This window comes from Vibrio sp. St2, assembly GCF_947311885.1.
GTDB lineage: Bacteria > Pseudomonadota > Gammaproteobacteria > Enterobacterales > Vibrionaceae > Vibrio > Vibrio coralliilyticus.
The window spans coordinates 35,069-51,176 of sequence record NZ_CAMZNA010000006.1 but is presented as its reverse complement, the minus strand read 5'-3'; the positions used below and the strand labels follow the sequence as shown (position 1 = coordinate 51,176).

At 48.4% G+C, this 16,108-nt stretch carries 14 protein-coding genes; 8 read left to right on the top strand and 6 right to left on the bottom strand.

All coding sequences use genetic code 11. The features are described from left to right. Positions 1–2: 2 nt before the first annotated feature. Positions 3–521, bottom strand: coding sequence for a sigma-70 family RNA polymerase sigma factor (locus tag QMA41_RS17100; protein ID WP_006957182.1), 519 nt, complete (start codon positions 519–521; stop codon positions 3–5). Positions 522–982: 461 nt separating this feature from the next. On the opposite strand from QMA41_RS17100, the gene gmk reads away from it, so the two are divergent. From gmk to recG, 5 genes are all read left to right on the top strand, one after another. After that, positions 983–1,606 carry a guanylate kinase gene (gene gmk, locus QMA41_RS17095; RefSeq protein ID WP_006957183.1) on the top strand — a complete coding sequence of 208 codons (624 nt, stop codon included), beginning with the start codon at positions 983–985 and terminating at the stop codon, positions 1,604–1,606. 127 nt (positions 1,607–1,733) lie between these two features. Beyond that, the gene (gene rpoZ, locus QMA41_RS17090; RefSeq protein ID WP_006957184.1) at positions 1,734–2,006 is read left to right on the top strand and encodes a DNA-directed RNA polymerase subunit omega; all 273 of its coding nucleotides are present in this window, start codon (positions 1,734–1,736) and stop codon (positions 2,004–2,006) included. Between the two features lie 40 nt (positions 2,007–2,046). Further along, a complete protein-coding gene (spoT, locus tag QMA41_RS17085; RefSeq protein WP_006957185.1) occupies positions 2,047–4,170 on the top strand; it encodes a bifunctional GTP diphosphokinase/guanosine-3',5'-bis pyrophosphate 3'-pyrophosphohydrolase in 2,124 nt (707 codons plus the stop codon). Positions 4,171–4,235: 65 nt separating this feature from the next. Next, positions 4,236–4,919 carry a tRNA (guanosine(18)-2'-O)-methyltransferase TrmH gene (gene trmH, locus QMA41_RS17080; protein ID WP_006957186.1) on the top strand — a complete coding sequence of 228 codons (684 nt, stop codon included), beginning with the start codon at positions 4,236–4,238 and terminating at the stop codon, positions 4,917–4,919. Positions 4,920–5,038: 119 nt separating this feature from the next. Then, positions 5,039–7,117 carry an ATP-dependent DNA helicase RecG gene (recG, locus tag QMA41_RS17075; RefSeq protein ID WP_281630238.1) on the top strand — a complete coding sequence of 693 codons (2,079 nt, stop codon included), beginning with the start codon at positions 5,039–5,041 and terminating at the stop codon, positions 7,115–7,117. Between the two features lie 92 nt (positions 7,118–7,209). Here the strand turns inward: recG and cysQ are convergent, their stop codons facing one another. The 4 genes from cysQ to QMA41_RS17055 form a co-directional block, all read right to left on the bottom strand. Then, positions 7,210–8,037, bottom strand: a complete 828-nt coding sequence (gene cysQ / locus QMA41_RS17070) for a 3'(2'),5'-bisphosphate nucleotidase CysQ (protein ID WP_006957188.1) — start codon at positions 8,035–8,037, stop codon at positions 7,210–7,212. A gap of 26 nt (positions 8,038–8,063) precedes the next feature. Continuing rightward, a complete protein-coding gene (nudE, locus tag QMA41_RS17065) occupies positions 8,064–8,612 on the bottom strand; it encodes an ADP compounds hydrolase NudE (protein ID WP_281630237.1) in 549 nt (182 codons plus the stop codon). 131 nt (positions 8,613–8,743) lie between these two features. After that, on the bottom strand, positions 8,744–9,331 hold the full coding sequence (gene nfuA, locus QMA41_RS17060; protein WP_006957194.1) for a Fe-S biogenesis protein NfuA: 588 nt from the start codon (positions 9,329–9,331) through the stop codon (positions 8,744–8,746). A 93-nt stretch (positions 9,332–9,424) separates the two neighbouring features. After that, a complete protein-coding gene (locus QMA41_RS17055; RefSeq protein ID WP_281630236.1) occupies positions 9,425–10,129 on the bottom strand; it encodes a phosphoribosyltransferase family protein in 705 nt (234 codons plus the stop codon). A gap of 58 nt (positions 10,130–10,187) precedes the next feature. Here QMA41_RS17055 and bioH point away from each other — a divergent pair, with 58 nt between their 5' ends. Both bioH and QMA41_RS17045 read left to right on the top strand, forming a co-directional pair. Beyond that, on the top strand, positions 10,188–10,985 hold the full coding sequence (gene bioH / locus QMA41_RS17050) for a pimeloyl-ACP methyl ester esterase BioH (RefSeq protein ID WP_281630235.1): 798 nt from the start codon (positions 10,188–10,190) through the stop codon (positions 10,983–10,985). A 109-nt stretch (positions 10,986–11,094) separates the two neighbouring features. Continuing rightward, positions 11,095–11,565, top strand: coding sequence for a hypothetical protein (locus tag QMA41_RS17045; protein ID WP_006957199.1), 471 nt, complete (start codon positions 11,095–11,097; stop codon positions 11,563–11,565). A 72-nt stretch (positions 11,566–11,637) separates the two neighbouring features. On the opposite strand, the gene QMA41_RS17040 is transcribed toward QMA41_RS17045, so the two are convergent. Continuing rightward, the gene (locus tag QMA41_RS17040; protein ID WP_281630234.1) at positions 11,638–13,965 is read right to left on the bottom strand and encodes a Tex family protein; all 2,328 of its coding nucleotides are present in this window, start codon (positions 13,963–13,965) and stop codon (positions 11,638–11,640) included. Positions 13,966–14,210: 245 nt separating this feature from the next. Between QMA41_RS17040 and QMA41_RS17035 the strand changes: the two genes are divergently transcribed. Beyond that, a complete protein-coding gene (locus tag QMA41_RS17035; protein ID WP_281630233.1) occupies positions 14,211–16,091 on the top strand; it encodes a RimK/LysX family protein in 1,881 nt (626 codons plus the stop codon). The last annotated feature ends 17 nt before the right edge of the window (positions 16,092–16,108 follow it).

Sequence of the window (16,108 nt, the reverse complement as noted above, 5' to 3'; positions counted from 1 at the left end):
GTTCAGTAATAACCTTCCATGGCAGCCAACATGCAACCTTGCAACGCTTTGGCGACGTATTTCTCCACTGAAGAGACCGAAACCTCGAGACGCTGAGCAATTTCCTTGTAACTCAAGCCTTCCATCTGCCTGAGGATCAAAGCTTGACGGACCTTAAATGGTAATTTGTGCAACATGGCATCAATCTCCACCAGCACTTCAACCATCATGGTTTGGGTTTCCGGCGATGACGCCACGTCTTCAGGCTGTTGTTCAAGCAGCTCTAAATAGGCGGTTTCAATCCGGCGGCGGCGATAGAGGTCAATCACCAAGCCTTTGGCAATGTGCGTCAGGTAACGACGTGAATCTTTACGCTCGGGCAATTTACCGCTGACAAGAAGGCGCAAATACGTATCTTGGACCAGATCGGCACTGACTTGAGGGCAACTCAATCTCCGCTGAATAAACAACGAAAGCCAGCCATGATGTTCTCGATACATGCTGTCCACTTCGTTGATATCCACAGGGCTGATGGCCGTCATAATTTGCCACTCCTTTCTTTCAGTTGCATAAGATCACAAATGAAAATAATTATCATTAAAATTTATTCATAAGCAACGATTATCGAAAAAAAGTGTGCTATAGAAATTCAATCTATTGTCTAAATCATAAATAAATCAGTTAATTATGTTCAAAAATTAGACAAAAAAGAATTTAACCGCACATCAACTTATTTAAAATACTGATTGGAAAGGAGAAATTGAAATCAATCAGGGTCATTCAATTGATAATTTCGGAGGAGGAAAAAGCGCCGATCATCTGCATTTAAAAAGCAGCGACTCTCCACTCAAATGCTTGTGAAGGTCCTTAGGATCATGCTACTCTTCGCCTCCATTTTTCTGACCTAATTTTCACCACTTCGGTGATCCTTCAAGGTCGGTGCTATCTTTAACATGTCGGCTTTCCAAGTCGGCAAGATCAAACCAAACGTGGAATTGTACCTATGGGCAAAGGCACTCTTTATATCGTATCTGCACCAAGCGGCGCGGGTAAATCGAGCTTGATTTCAGCTATGCTGGAAACCAATCCGACTTACGCAATGAAAGTGTCTGTATCGCACACGACACGTGGCATGCGCCCGGGTGAACAAGATGGAGTCCACTACCATTTTGTCCAGAAAGAGTATTTCGAAGAGCTGATCGACCAAGGTGCTTTCCTTGAGTACGCCGAAGTGTTTGGTAACTACTACGGCACTTCACGTCCGTGGATTGAAGAGAATCTCGATAAAGGTATCGATGTCTTTCTTGATATCGACTGGCAAGGCGCTCGTCAGATCCGCGAACAGATGCCTCAGGCACAAAGCATCTTTATTCTGCCACCATCGAATGGTGAGCTAGAGCGACGCCTCAATGCTCGCGGTCAAGATAGCGAAGCCGTAATTGCTAAGCGCATGGCCGAAGCAAAATCAGAAATTTCACACTACAACGAATACGACTATGTGATCGTCAATGACGATTTCGATAGCGCACTGATGGACTTTAAAGCCATCATCCGTGCAGAAAGATTGAAGCAAGATAAGCAAGCTGCTAAATATAAAGGCATGCTTGACGCGCTTTTAGCAGAATAAACTGGCTTGTTAACAAGCTGTTTATCAAGAAATACTGTCTCTGCCTACTCTGATCTAGACACTGGGAACACTGAGACTGTATAATTTCTCGTCATACAAAATTTTAGTTAACTAATTTGGAGTCCTCATGGCACGCGTAACTGTTCAAGACGCTGTTGAAAAAGTTGGCAACCGTTTCGACCTAGTTCTCATTGCGGCTCGCCGCGCTCGTCAAATGCAAACTGGCGGTAAAGATTCACTAGTGCCAGAAGAGAATGATAAGGCAACGGTTATCGCTCTACGCGAAATCGAAGAAGGCCTGATCACTAAAGAAATCCTAGATGCTCGTGAGCGTCAGGAACAGCAGGAACAAGAAGCAGCAGAACTAGCAGCCGTAAGCAGCATTGCTCACAGTCGTTAATCTGACTTCCTTCTCATCAACTATCTTCCGGGCCTAAAGTTTGTATCTATTCGATAGCCTAAAAGACGTTGCCCAAGAATACCTATCAGAGCCTCAAGTTGAGGCTCTGCGTCAATCTTATGTGGTAGCGAAAGATGCCCATGAAGGGCAGACCCGCTCAAGCGGTGAACCTTATATCATCCACCCTGTTGCTGTAGCTCGTATCTTGGCGGAAATGCGCCTTGATATTGAAACGCTACAAGCTGCCCTTCTTCACGATGTGATTGAAGATACTGAAGTCACCAAAGAAGAGTTAGAAACTCAATTTGGTACCACAGTGGCTGAACTGGTCGATGGTGTGTCTAAGCTGGATAAGCTTAAATTTCGAGATCGCAAAGAAGCTCAGGCTGAGAACTTCCGCAAAATGGTCCTTGCCATGGTGCAAGACATTCGCGTTATTCTGATCAAACTGGCTGACCGTACGCACAACATGCGCACTTTGGGTGCTCTACGTGCTGACAAAAAGCGTCGCATCGCCCGTGAAACGCTGGAAATCTATTCTCCACTCGCTCACCGTCTTGGTATCCACAACATCAAAACCGAACTTGAAGAATTAGGTTTTGAAGCTTTGTACCCGAACCGCTATCGCGTTCTTAAAGAAGTGGTGAGATCGGCGCGTGGTAACCGTAAAGAGATGATTCAGCGTATTCATGATGAAATTGAAGGCCGTCTTGAAGACGTTGGCCTGAAAGCTCGTGTATTTGGTCGTGAGAAGAACCTGTTCTCCATCTACAACAAGATGAAGACTAAAGAACAGCGATTCCACACCATCATGGATATCTACGCTTTCCGTGTTGTGGTTGAAGATGCCGATACCTGTTATCGCGTATTGGGTCAGGTCCACAGCCTGTACAAGCCGCGCCCGGGCCGTATGAAAGATTACATTGCGGTACCAAAAGCGAACGGCTACCAGTCTATCCACACTTCAATGGTTGGCCCACATGGTGTGCCGGTTGAAGTGCAGATCCGTACCGAAGATATGGATCAAATGGCAGACAAAGGTGTCGCTGCACACTGGTCTTATAAAGGCAGTGGTGATCGCACCGGTACCACAGCGCAAGTCAAAGCACAGCGCTGGATGCAAAGCCTGCTTGAGCTACAGCAAAGTGCGGGTAACTCTTTCGAATTTATCGAAAATGTTAAGTCTGACCTATTCCCAGATGAGATTTACGTCTTCACACCGAAAGGACGCATCGTCGAACTGCCTGTTGGCGCGACTGCGGTTGATTTTGCTTATGCGGTACACACTGATGTAGGTAATACCTGTGTTGGTGCACGTGTTGACCGTAACCCGTATCCACTCAGCAAAGCGCTTAAGAACGGACAGACGATCGAAATCATCAGTGCGCCTGGCGCACGTCCAAATGCAGCTTGGCTGAACTATGTAGTGACTTCTCGTGCGCGTACTAAGATCCGTCAGGTTCTGAAAACCATGCGCCGTGAAGAGTCAGTGACGCTAGGTCGTCGCCTGCTTAACCATGCACTTGGTGATCTGTCTCTGTCTGATATCGACGAAGAGAACATCAATCATGTCCTTTCTGAGCTGAAAGTCGACAGCGTGGAAGACCTGCTGGCGGATATCGGCTTGGGTGAGCTGATGAGTATTGTTATTGCTCGTCGCTTACTGGGTGATGTCGATGAACTAACCGAAGTAGCAAGCAGCGATAGCAATAAGCCGAAGAAGAAACTGCCAATCCGTGGAGCGGAAGGGCTACTTCTGACCTTCGCCAACTGTTGTCACCCGATTCCAGACGATCACATCATTGCTCACGTTTCACCGGGCCGCGGCCTAGTGGTACACCGTGAAACCTGTCCAAACGTGCGCGGTTATCAGAAAGAACCGGATAAGTACATGGCAGTGGAATGGTCTGAAGACTACGATCAAGAGTTCATTACTGAACTGAATGTCGATGTACAAAACCGTCAGGGTGCTCTGGCTGAGTTGACCAATGTGATCTCCCAAACGGGGTCAAATATTCATGGTCTTTCTACAGAAGAAAAAGATGGCCGCCTGTACACAGTGACCGTACTTCTGACAACAAAAGATCGTGTTCACCTCGCTGGAATCATGCGGAAAATCAAAGCGATGCCACACACATTGAAAGTGCGACGTCGTAAAAACTAATCTCTTTTTTCGAAGAAAAATGCCCTTGAAATGACCGTTTCAAGGGCTTTTGTTTTACTGCCATTATGAATTTAGAACGCTACAACCGAATCCAACAAGTCCTCAAGTCCCGTCAGGCTGACCTGACTTTCTGTCTTGAGGAAGTCCACAAGCCAAACAACGTATCTGCGGTGATAAGAACTGCCGATGCGACAGGTATCCATAAGATCCATGCTGTTTGGCCGAATGATATGCGCACTCTTAGCCATACTTCTGCCGGTGCCCGTAACTGGGTTGAAGTGGAAACCCACGACTCTATCGGTAAGGCAGTTGCCGAGCTGAAAGATCAGGGCATGCAGATATTGGTCACCAACCTGTCTGACACTGCAGTCGATTTTCGTGAGATCGACTACACCAAACCGACAGCCATTATTCTTGGTAGCGAGAAAATTGGCGCTTCCGAAGAGGCTAAGCAACTGGCGGATCAAGACATCATCATACCGATGATTGGCATGGTGCAGTCACTCAATGTCTCGGTTGCCAGCGCGGTTATCATGTACGAAGCTCAGCGCCAGCGCCAAGCGGCCGGCATGTACGACAATCAAGTCAGTAACTTACCGCAAGAAACCATTCATCGCATTCTGTTTGAGCGTGGCCACCCTGTTTTAGCAAAAGTTGCCAAGCGCAAAGGCTTAGCGTACCCACCACTCGACGAACAAGGTCAGATTGTCGCGGACGAAGCATGGTGGCAGGAAATGCAGAAGAAATAATCCCGCTGCTCAGCGTCAGGCAAGGCGCGCTATTTTCTCCTGTACAAAAACACAGCTCGGTGGTTAACTATTAGGGTAATCGCCTATGTAACTTACTGAATAACTTACCGAGCTTTGTTATGTCCCAATTGCTATCTGCTGTTCCTCTCACTTCTCTGACTGGCGTTGGCGCCAAAGTCGCGGAAAAGCTGGCAAAAGTCGGGCTCAATTCAGTACAAGATATGCTTTTCCACTTACCGCTTCGTTACGAAGACCGCACACGCATTTACCCTATCGTCAAGCTGCATGCTGGCTTATGGGCCGCAGTACAAGGGAAAGTGATGAGCGCCGATACCTTGTTTGGCAAACGCAAGATGCTGACGGTAAAAATCAGTGATGGCAATGGCACCATTACACTGCGCTTTTTCAATTTCACCGCCGCAATGAAGAATAACTTTGCCGAAGGCAAAACCGTTCATGCCTATGGCGAAGTCAAACGCGGCAGTCTCGGGTTGGAAATCGTCCATCCGGATTACAAATTTTATGCCCCCAATCAGCCAGCAGAAGTGGAGCAGAACCTGACGCCGGTTTACCCGACCACAGACGGCTTGCGCCAAATCACCTTACGCAATCTGACCGATCAAGCATTAGCCTTAATTGACAAGGCCGCAGTCCAAGAACTGCTGCCTGCTGGCTTGTATAACCAGCAAGTTTCGCTCGCTCAGGCGCTGCACACCATTCACCGCCCGACACCAGATATTGATTTGCAGGCATTTGATGAAGGTAAACACCCAGCGCAAATACGCCTGATTATGGAAGAGCTGCTGGCTCAGAATCTGTCGATGCTTTCCGTCCGTAGCAAAGGCCAGCAAGATGTTGCTCTGCCGCTGGCTGAACGTAACCAGCTTAAACAGCAATTACTCGATCAATTACCTTTCTCACCAACCAAAGCACAATCACGCGTTGTCGCCGAAATTGAGCAAGACCTTGAGAAGCCACACCCGATGATGCGTCTGGTTCAGGGGGATGTTGGTTCAGGTAAAACCTTAGTCGCGGCATTAGCAGCGCTACGGGCTCTGGAGCATGGTTACCAAGTGGCGTTAATGGCGCCGACCGAACTGCTGGCCGAGCAGCACGCGCTCAACTTTGCTCAGTGGCTGGAACCAATGGGCATAAACGTTGGCTGGCTTGCAGGTAAATTAAAAGGCAAAGCCAAAGACACCGAGCTGGCAAAAATTGCCAGTGGCGAAGCACAAATGGTGGTCGGTACCCATGCTCTGTTTCAGGAACACGTCGCCTTTCATCACCTTGCGTTGGTCATCATTGATGAGCAACACAGGTTCGGCGTCCACCAGCGCCTTGAACTAAGAGAGAAAGGCGAAAAGCAAGGCGCTTTTCCCCATCAATTAATCATGACGGCGACACCGATTCCGCGCACACTGGCGATGACCGCCTATGCCGATCTTGAAACCTCCGTCATTGATGAACTACCACCGGGCCGAACGCCAATTCAGACCGTCGCCATCCCGGATACCAAACGAGATGATATTGTCGAACGTGTTCGCAACGCCTGCCTCAATGAAGGCAAGCAGGCCTATTGGGTATGTACCCTGATTGATGAGTCAGAAGTTTTAGAAGCTCAGGCCGCAGCTGATACCGCTGAAGAGCTACAAAGAAAGCTACCTGACGTGAAAATTGGCTTAGTGCATGGCCGGATGAAACCGGCGGAGAAGCAGTCGGTCATGCAGGACTTTAAAGACAACAAACTGCACCTATTGGTCGCGACGACAGTAATTGAAGTGGGTGTGGACGTCCCTAACTCAAGCTTAATGATCATTGAAAACCCAGAGCGATTGGGACTGGCTCAGCTGCACCAACTACGCGGTCGAGTGGGGCGAGGCAGCGTCGCCAGCCATTGTGTGCTGCTCTACCATTCTCCACTGTCTAAAACCGCACAAAAGCGTTTAGGTGTGCTTCGTGAGAGCAACGATGGCTTTGTCATTGCGCAGCGCGATTTGGAAATTCGCGGCCCCGGAGAACTACTGGGGACCAAGCAGACCGGAATGGCTGACTTTAAGATTGCCGATTTAATCCGGGATCAGCATTTAATCCCTGAAGTGCAACGTGTCGCGCGTCATATTCATGATAACTTCCCAGACAATGCAGCGGCGATTATCGACCGCTGGCTGGGAGACCGCGATATGTATTCGAAGGCATAATAATAAAAGTGGAAAGGGTTGGTACACAATGACCAACCCTTTTTATTTGAAGTGTGAGAGTAATAAACAGTGCGACCAGCGCTTTAGCTTAGCTAGTCTTTCACTTGGAGGATTTCGTCCCAAGGTAGGCGTTCATCGCCAAGAACGATGAAGTTAGGGTTTTCCAACGTCTCACGCTCATTGTAGGACAGAGGCTCAAGCTGAGTACTTAGAATCCGACCGCCCGCCTCTTCAACAATGCACTGAGTTGCCGCGGTGTCCCATTCCCCAGTAGGCCCAAGACGCAGGTAGCAATCCACCGCGCCTTCCGCCACTAAACACGCTTTAAGCGCCGCAGAACCCAATGGTACCAAGTCATAATTCCAACCACTGCTCATGCGGCTGGTAATACGATTGATGTCTTGGCGACGGCTGATCGCAATCGCAATTGGGTGCGCCTGACCATCGTGGTTGTGGGTCTTAATCCGCACACTTTCATCCATGTCTGGGATTTTCCATGCCCCTTTATCTTTGTAGGCATAATACGTCACGCCAGACACTGGGCCATAAACCACTCCCATTATCGGCTGATGATTCTCAACCAATGCAATAATAGTCGCGAAATCGCCGCTACGGGCAATAAACTCCTGTGTCCCATCTAACGGGTCCACCAACCAATAGCGGCTCCATTGCGAGCGCTTATCAAGGCTGATATCAGCGGCTTCTTCCGATAACACGGGAATATCCGGCGTCAGATCGGACAACTTTTCCATGATCAGTTTATGTGCCGCGATGTCCGCACTGGTCACCGGTGTTTCATCACTTTTGGTGTAGGCTTGGTATTCTTTCTTCTCGTAAATATCGAGAATTAACTGGCCTGCCGAGCGGGCAATATCAATCACGGCAGGCAAATGGTGGGAAAGGTCTTCTGTCATTGGCATAGTCAATCCTTCACGCTCTACATTGATTATGGTTTTAAGATACGTAGAGCAAGCATCAGCGCGGTAATACTGCGCGCCTCACAAAAATCGAGGTGAGTCAGAAGCTCTTCTGCCTGGGCAAGTGGCCAGCGAATTACTTCCAAAGGTTCAGGTTCATCCCCTTCCAACTGTTCTGAGTATAGATCCTCTGCGATAAACAGGGTCATTTTGCTCGAGAAATAAGAAGGCGCGAGCACCACATCTTTCAATGGTGTCAGCTTGTTGGTCCCGAAGCCGATTTCTTCTTTCAGCTCTCTGTCGGCGGCTTCTGCTGGCGACTCTCCAGCATCAATCAACCCTTTAGGAAAGCCGAGTTCATAACGTTCAGTACCTGCGGCATATTCGCGAACCAGCAATATATCTCCCTCTGCGGTTACTGGCACCATCATCACCGCGTTACGACCACTCGGTTTCATGCGTTCGTAGGTGCGTTCGACACCATTGCTAAAGCGTAAATCAAGCGCTTCAACGGCAAACAATTTGGATTGAGCTATAGTTTGTTTTGCCAGAATTTCTGGTGGGTTCCGTTTAGCCACTTGCTTACTCCTTAGCCGTAGAGGAAGTCTTTAATATATGAGAAAACTGTCATGTTTGAAAACAAAAAAGGGCTGACTTTTTCGTCAACCCTTTGTATTGCATATGGTTAAATCTGTTATTTAGCCAGTTATCAGTAGTAAGAGTGCTCACCACGGTCATGCTCAGTCGCATCGCGAACTGCGCTCAACTCGCCTTCAAACTGTTGCAGCAGTTCTTTCTCGATGCCTTCTTTTAGTGTCACATCAACCATAGAACAACCGTTACAACCACCGCCAAAGGCAACAATCGCGATACCGTCTTCAGTGATTTCTACCAGATTGACGTGACCGCCGTGCCCTGCTAGTTGAGGGTTTACCTGAGTTTGAATCACGTATTCAACACGCTCAACCAATGGTGCATCGTCAGACACTTTACGCATTTTAGCGTTTGGCGCTTTCAGCGTCAGCTGAGAACCCATTTTGTCTGTCACGAAGTCGATTTCCGCGTCTTCAAGGAATGGCAAGCTCAGCTCGTCAACGTAAGCAGAGAAACCTTCATACTTGATCTCAGTATCTGTAGCTTCAATCGCTTCAGTTGGGCAGTAAGAAACGCCACATTCTGCATTTTGCGTCCCCGGATTCACAACGAATACGCGGATGTTCGTCCCTTCTGGCTGTTGGCTCAAAAGGTTGGCAAAGTGTTTCTGGGCATTTTCAGTAATAGTAATAGGATTTGACACGACGAATACCTGAGTAAATTTGTAGGCTATTTGAGCACCATTTTACTCCTGATTTTCGCAAGATCTAGCCTTTTAGATCAAATCAGAGACACTTTAGCGGCTAGAAGGTTCAGGAGTGCGACAAATGCAATAAATATCAATGGTTTTCACTCCAGCATCGAGCAATAATTCACATAATTGATGCACAGTACTGCCTGTAGTTAGCACATCATCGACAATAGCGACATGCTCGATATTTATCGACTTTCTTAGATGAAAAGCCTGACGCACATTCTCCTTACGCTGCTTTTTATCCATTCCTTGTTGCCTTTCCGTTGCACGCTTTTTCTTAAATAGAGCCTCACAAGGCACATCCAGCTCTCGACCAATTTGCCATGCCAGGTGCTGACTTTGGTTGTAGCCACGATAACAGTAACGACGCCAGTGCAAGGGGACAAAAGTAATCAGGTCTGGTCGAGTGTCGATGCGTGACACCAACAGCAAAGACAAGGTTTTAGCCTGCCAGTACTGACCTTCGTACTTAAGTCGGTGAACGTAACTCGATAGCGGCGGTTGATAGTCTCCGACACAATACAAGTGCGTCCACAATGGCGGGGCAACTAAACATTCCCCACACATTTCGACGTACTCAGAGGTCACCAAGCCACATCGTCTGCAGCGAGGAACTGGCGCAAAACGTCGCAGACAGAAACAGCAGAATAAGGGGTGCGCCGCTTGCGTTCCGATCGCCATCTGGCACAAATCGCAATGACTGGGTAACAGGTAGGCTGTGTGTTTCTTAATCCAATCGGTTAACATGACGCTCAATATCTGACAACTAGATAATTAACTTACCGCTTTAAATCAGGTGTAAAGGATGGAAAACGTGGCACAGAATGAGATCAAACCAACAACGCCATATTGGCAGTCAACAGGTCAAGGTGACGATTTGGTCTTAGTTCATGGGTGGGGGATGAATGGTGCTGTCTGGCATCAGGCCGTTGAGCAGTTAAGCCAGCATTTTCGCGTGCACGTCGTTGACCTACCGGGGTTTGGCCACAGCCATCAATTACACTTCGAAACGATGGAAGAGCTCGCCCAACAGGTTCTGCACAGCGCACCTGACAATGCGATTTGGCTCGGCTGGTCTTTGGGTGGCTTGGTGGCAACACACATCGCGATTCATCACCCAGAGCGCATAACCAAGCTAATCACCGTTGCTAGCTCACCTAAGTTTTCAGCAGAAAAGCGCTGGCGAGGGATACAGCCTCAAGTCTTGAGTGCGTTCACCGAGCAACTAGTAGATGATTTTCGCGTCACCATTGAGCGATTTATGGCGTTGCAAGCAATGGGCAGCCCTTCTGCTCGCCAAGATGTCAAAAACCTCAAGCAAGCGGTCCTATCTCGCCCTGAACCGAACCCTCAGTCCCTGCTCGCAGGCCTACAGCTGCTTGCCGATGTGGATTATCGCCAAGCGCTACTCGATGTCTCAGTGCCTACCTTGCGTTTATACGGACGCTTGGACGGGCTAGTGCCAGCCAAAGTTGCGACTGATGTCGACACACTGATGCCAGCTAGTGAGAGTTATATGTTTGGCGCTTCATCGCACGCACCATTTATGACTGAATTTAATGAGTTTTGTCAGCAAGTTACCCGATTTTCGACTGGTAGATAAAAATTATTTTATCCAATACGCTAAAATTTTGACTATGAAGGCCGATAAATAATCGAGCCAAGAAAACGCTGTTTTATTGCATTTTCTGGCTGGGCGTGAGGAGGTTAAAATGCTCGTATCACCTACGAACGTAAGTGTACCGCTGATCGCCCCATCGGTTAATGTGCAAACGGAGCAGGCAGCCAGAGACAATAAAGTCCGCGAGCCCGTCACTCCCACTGTAGCGTTAACCAAAAGTAACGCTGAACGTAAAGTCAAAGCCGATGATAAAAGGCGACGACAATCCTCTTGGGATCCAGCTGAGCATCCGAGCTATGAAGCCAGTGAACAGGAAGAAGTTAAAGCCACTTATCAGGAAGATCCCAAAGATACGCTCGAACGGATTTTCCAGCTGATTGCTCTGGACAGCTACAGCGAAGATCAGGGCAAGGGCTACGCAATGCGCTTTCGGTTACCAAGGCACATAATCGATGCGGCGATAACTGAAGGCAAAATGGCCAAGCGCAGAACCGTGATTAAGTTTCACTACGGTGATGCGGTTGCACCCAATACACCTTCAGATGTAATTGCGGTGTTGTAGTACCTAAGATAATGATTAGGAAATACCGAAAAAAATCCCCGCGATTGCGGGGATTTGTATTTCTAGCCGAGACTATTTCTTAGCTTTCGCAAAAGCAGCGGCAAATGCCCCGCCCATTGCACCATTTGCTGGCTCTTCACGACGACGTTGGCCACCTTTGTTGCCTTGGCTCTGACGTTGCTGACCACGTGGTGCAGAAGAACGCTGAGAGCGGTTATCTTGGCCCGGCTCATCACTAAGACGCATAGACAGACCAATACGCTTACGCTGAATATCCACTTCCATCACTTTAACTTTAACGATATCCCCCGCCTTCACGACTTCTCTAGGATCAGAGACAAATCGATCGGTTAAAGCCGAAATATGCACTAAGCCATCCTGATGGACGCCAATATCAACGAAAGCACCAAAGTTCGCCACGTTGGATACCACACCTTCCAGCACCATACCCGGTTCGAGATCCGACACTTCATTTACGCCATCGGCGAACGTTGCAGTCTTGAATTCAGGTCGAGGGTCACGTCCCGGTTTATCCAACTCTTTGATGATGTCGCTGACCGTCGGAACACCAAAATTGTCATCGGTGTAATCCACGGCATGTAAGCCACGCAGGAACTGAGTATCACCAATCAAGGCGCGAACGTCTTTGCTGTTTTTCTCCGCGATGGCTTTCACCACAGGGTAGGCCTCTGGGTGAACCGATGACGCATCCAGCGGGTTCTTACCATCCATAATGCGGAGGAAACCAGCACACTGTTCAAACGCTTTTGGTCCAAGGCGGGCAACTTTCTTCAGTGTGGTACGTGCTTCAAAACGGCCATTCTCGTCGCGGTAATCAACAATGTTCTGCGCAATAGTGCTCGACAGCCCCGCCACTCGCGTTAACAAAGCAGGAGACGCCGTATTCACATCAACACCAACAGCGTTTACACAGTCCTCAACAACCGCATCCAGACGCTTAGCCAGCATCGATTGGCTGACATCGTGTTGATACTGGCCAACACCAATCGATTTAGGGTCGATTTTCACCAGCTCTGCCAGTGGGTCTTGCAGACGACGAGCAATCGACACGGCGCCACGCAGTGACACGTCCAAACCTGGGAACTCTTTGGCCGCCAGCTCAGACGCCGAATAAACGGACGCGCCCGCTTCACTGACCATAATCTTCTGCACTTTGAGGTTATTTCGCTTAATCAGATCAGCGACAAAGCTGTCAGTTTCACGCGAAGCCGTGCCGTTACCAATGGCGATCAGGTCAACATTGAACTGCTGTACCAACTTCGCCACCACCTGTGCCGATTTGTCATACTGTTTTTGCGGCGGATGAGGGTAGATGGTTTCCGTGGCTAACACTTTACCTGTTGAGTCCACCACCGCAATTTTCGACCCCGTTCTCAAGCCTGGATCGAGGCCTAGCGTGGCTCGTGGACCTGCTGGAGCCGCCATCAACAAATCTTTCAGGTTTGTGGCAAACACTTCAATCGCTTCGATTTCAGCACGCTCTTTCATCGCTCCCATCAGCTCAGTTTCCATGTGCATCGACACCTTGATGCGCCACGCCCAGCTGATCACTTGTTTACGCCACACATCCGCTGGGGCTTGACTAAGTGAAATACCGTAGTGATCTGCAATAATGGTTTCGCAATACGACTGGCGAGCGCCCTCTTCCTGCTCTGGGTCAGCATTCATCGCCAATGTTAAAAAGCCTTCATTACGGCCGCGCAACATAGCCAGCGCACGGTGTGATGGCACCTTGCTCAAGGCTTCATTGTGCTCAAAGTAATCTTTAAATTTTTCGCCTTCACGCTCTTTGCCTTCCACAACGCGAGCCACCAGCTCTGCATTACGGTTAAGGTGCGTACGAATTTTTTCCAGCAGGTTGGCATCTTCAGCAATACGTTCCATCACAATGGCCCGCGCGCCATCAAGCGCCGCTTTGGTGTCTACAACACCTTTGTCTGCATCAACGTATTGAGCCGCTTCTTGCTCCGGCTCCGTCTGTGGTTCGTTCCACAATTTGTCTGCCAGCGGTTCCAAACCAGCTTCAATCGCAATCTGGCCTTTGGTACGGCGCTTAGGTTTGTACGGCAGATACAAGTCTTCAAGGCGAGTTTTACTGTCCGCCTGATTGATTTCAGTTTCGAGTTCAGTCGTCAGTTTGCCCTGCTCCTGAATGGATTTCAGAATCGTCTGGCGACGATCATCCAGTTCACGCAGGTAAGAGAGGCGGCTGTCGAGATTACGCAATTGGGTATCGTCCAGACCACCTGTCACTTCTTTTCGATAGCGGGCGATGAATGGCACCGTGTTGCCATCATCGATCAGATTAACAGCAGCGGTAACTTGCTCAGTGCGAACATTCAGTTCTTGAGCAATCATTTGACAGATAGCTTGGCTCATCCGTTGATTCTCTTAATTCTATAATGTGAAGGAGTTTGTCTGTTCTAGAGATTGGGGCAAATCATGGATTTTGCAATGTTTTAAATCTTGTCCGTAAAAAATCACCGCCTCCTGATAGACGCGGTGCACATTTGTGTCAAAACTGCAGTCGCAATTGAAATATATTCATTATATTTAAGTAAGTTATACCTTTTCGAGTTACTTAATAAGTATCGATACTTTGATTTAGTTTGGGAAATTATTGCATGAAGAAGCTCTCTTTGATTCTGACTTTGACAGGCGCCCTAATGACCGCCCCACAAGCTTGGTCTGAGACCCTTTCCGCCACCACACAAAACCCAGCCTATCAGGTGGACAACGAACTGATTCTGGGCCGCATCGAGAACGTCTACTACAACGATATTCCAGAACTCAAAGGCGTACCCTTTATGGGCAAGATTGACACCGGCGCTGACACCACCTCGATCCATGCTGAAAACATTCACCTCACCAGCACGCATCCAGACTTTAAAGATTTGACCGATAATGACCTACTATGGGCGGTGGTTAACGACCGACGTGAAAACAAGCTGAAGAGAAATACAGAAACCTACTTGTCTTATCAGGTCACTATTGCCTTTACTATTCGCCACCCGTATACCGGTGAAGATATCAATATCAAAGATGATCTTGAACGCATCAGCATCATCCGCAGCCGCACCAGTAAAAAACCTATTCTTCGTCCAGCGGTAAGAATGCCACTAACAATAGGCGGCCGTACCGTGGAAGCCATGATTAACCTCACCAAGCGCAGTCAGTTTTCGTCGCCCATCCTGATTGGTAAAACCTTTCTTGAAGATAACGCTTGGGTAATGGCGGGTTATGACTACCTGCAAGAACAACCACATGCACAAGTCATTGGCAAAAAAGAAACTGTGGAAGTTGACGGCGTGCCCTATAAAGTCAGTGTAGCGACCACCAGTCGTTACTCCAACGCCCATGCTGTGGATGTAAAAATCGACAAAAAGGCTCAATCAGTCTCGTTCAAGTTGGAAGATGAAAAGGGCGAGCGTAAAGCCATGACTCTGCCACTGATCCGTATTTTGAACACCAGCAATGGTGAGCGTCCACTGGTTTACCTACCAGTCAAGCTCAATCAGAATCACACTCAGCATTGGCTGGTTTATTTACGTGACCGCAGCCATTTAAGCAGTCAGATCAGCCTTGGACGAGATGTCGCCAGCGAACATTTCGTTATCGATACCGATAGCGAAAACCTGCTCAAAAAGGCAGATACTAGCTTCAAGACTGCTCTCAAATCTGACCCATTGGTGATCTCTCCCAAGGAGACCATCACCATAGACCAAGAGTTCAGCATTCCTGCGCAACCTAGTTTTATCGTTAAAACTCCACTGCTGAGAGTCAAAGAGTTTGAGCTCAGTAAGAAAAGCGGTAAGGAACAGGTCAGTTTCACGCTTGAAAACAGCCAAGGTGAAATGAAAACGGTGACGAAGCCTGTCCTACGTAAACTCAAAGTCGGTAAATCCGTTCGTCCGGTAGTCGAAGGCGTATTCGAGTTAGGAGACAAGAAACGAGAACTCGAATTTGCTATCGACAATCTTGGCAAAAGTGACACTAAGCCTTTCTTCGTCATGGGCCACAGCATGGCGAAAAGCAGTGTACTACTCAACACCCGCACAGAGGATCTACTCAGCCCAAGCCCACTGTTCAAAGCTGGTCACATTGAAGTTGTTCAGGTGGAAGATCTGGCTTTTCCGGTCAAGCTCGACACGGGAGCGGATGTCAGCTCAATCAATGCCAAAAACATCAAGCAATATCAGAAAGATGGCAAAGATATGGTGACGTTCACCTACGAAAATGATGTCGGGATGAAACAGGAATTCACTCGAGAAGTAGTCGATGTGATGCGCATTACAGCCAAGAAAGGGGAAAAAGCCAACGTGCGCCCTGTGGTTGAAATGCGAGTCAGGCTGGGAGAGTTGGATAAGATCATTCGCGTTAATCTACAAGACAGAGGGCGCTTCCACTACAGCATGATTTTAGGCAAAAACTTCCTCAAATACGGGGCAATTGTCAGCAGTGATAAGGACTACATCATTACTGAAAAACCGGACTACGAAAAATAAAAGACAAGTGCCGCGCT

What these genes read in the sequence shown, in the direction of transcription:
- recG (WP_281630238.1), top strand. Translation starts at nt 5,039, where the DNA reads ATGTCCCAATTGCTATCTGCTGTTCCTCTCACTTCTCTGACTGGCGTT.
- QMA41_RS17035 (WP_281630233.1), top strand. Translation starts at nt 14,211, where the DNA reads ATGAAGAAGCTCTCTTTGATTCTGACTTTGACAGGCGCCCTAATGACC.
- QMA41_RS17100 (WP_006957182.1), bottom strand. Translation starts at nt 521, where the DNA reads ATGACGGCCATCAGCCCTGTGGATATCAACGAAGTGGACAGCATGTAT.
- trmH (WP_006957186.1), top strand. Translation starts at nt 4,236, where the DNA reads ATGAATTTAGAACGCTACAACCGAATCCAACAAGTCCTCAAGTCCCGT.
- QMA41_RS17045 (WP_006957199.1), top strand. Translation starts at nt 11,095, where the DNA reads ATGCTCGTATCACCTACGAACGTAAGTGTACCGCTGATCGCCCCATCG.
- cysQ (WP_006957188.1), bottom strand. Translation starts at nt 8,037, where the DNA reads ATGCCAATGACAGAAGACCTTTCCCACCATTTGCCTGCCGTGATTGAT.
- gmk (WP_006957183.1), top strand. Translation starts at nt 983, where the DNA reads ATGGGCAAAGGCACTCTTTATATCGTATCTGCACCAAGCGGCGCGGGT.
- QMA41_RS17055 (WP_281630236.1), bottom strand. Translation starts at nt 10,129, where the DNA reads ATGTTAACCGATTGGATTAAGAAACACACAGCCTACCTGTTACCCAGT.
- bioH (WP_281630235.1), top strand. Translation starts at nt 10,188, where the DNA reads ATGGAAAACGTGGCACAGAATGAGATCAAACCAACAACGCCATATTGG.
- rpoZ (WP_006957184.1), top strand. Translation starts at nt 1,734, where the DNA reads ATGGCACGCGTAACTGTTCAAGACGCTGTTGAAAAAGTTGGCAACCGT.
- QMA41_RS17040 (WP_281630234.1), bottom strand. Translation starts at nt 13,965, where the DNA reads ATGAGCCAAGCTATCTGTCAAATGATTGCTCAAGAACTGAATGTTCGC.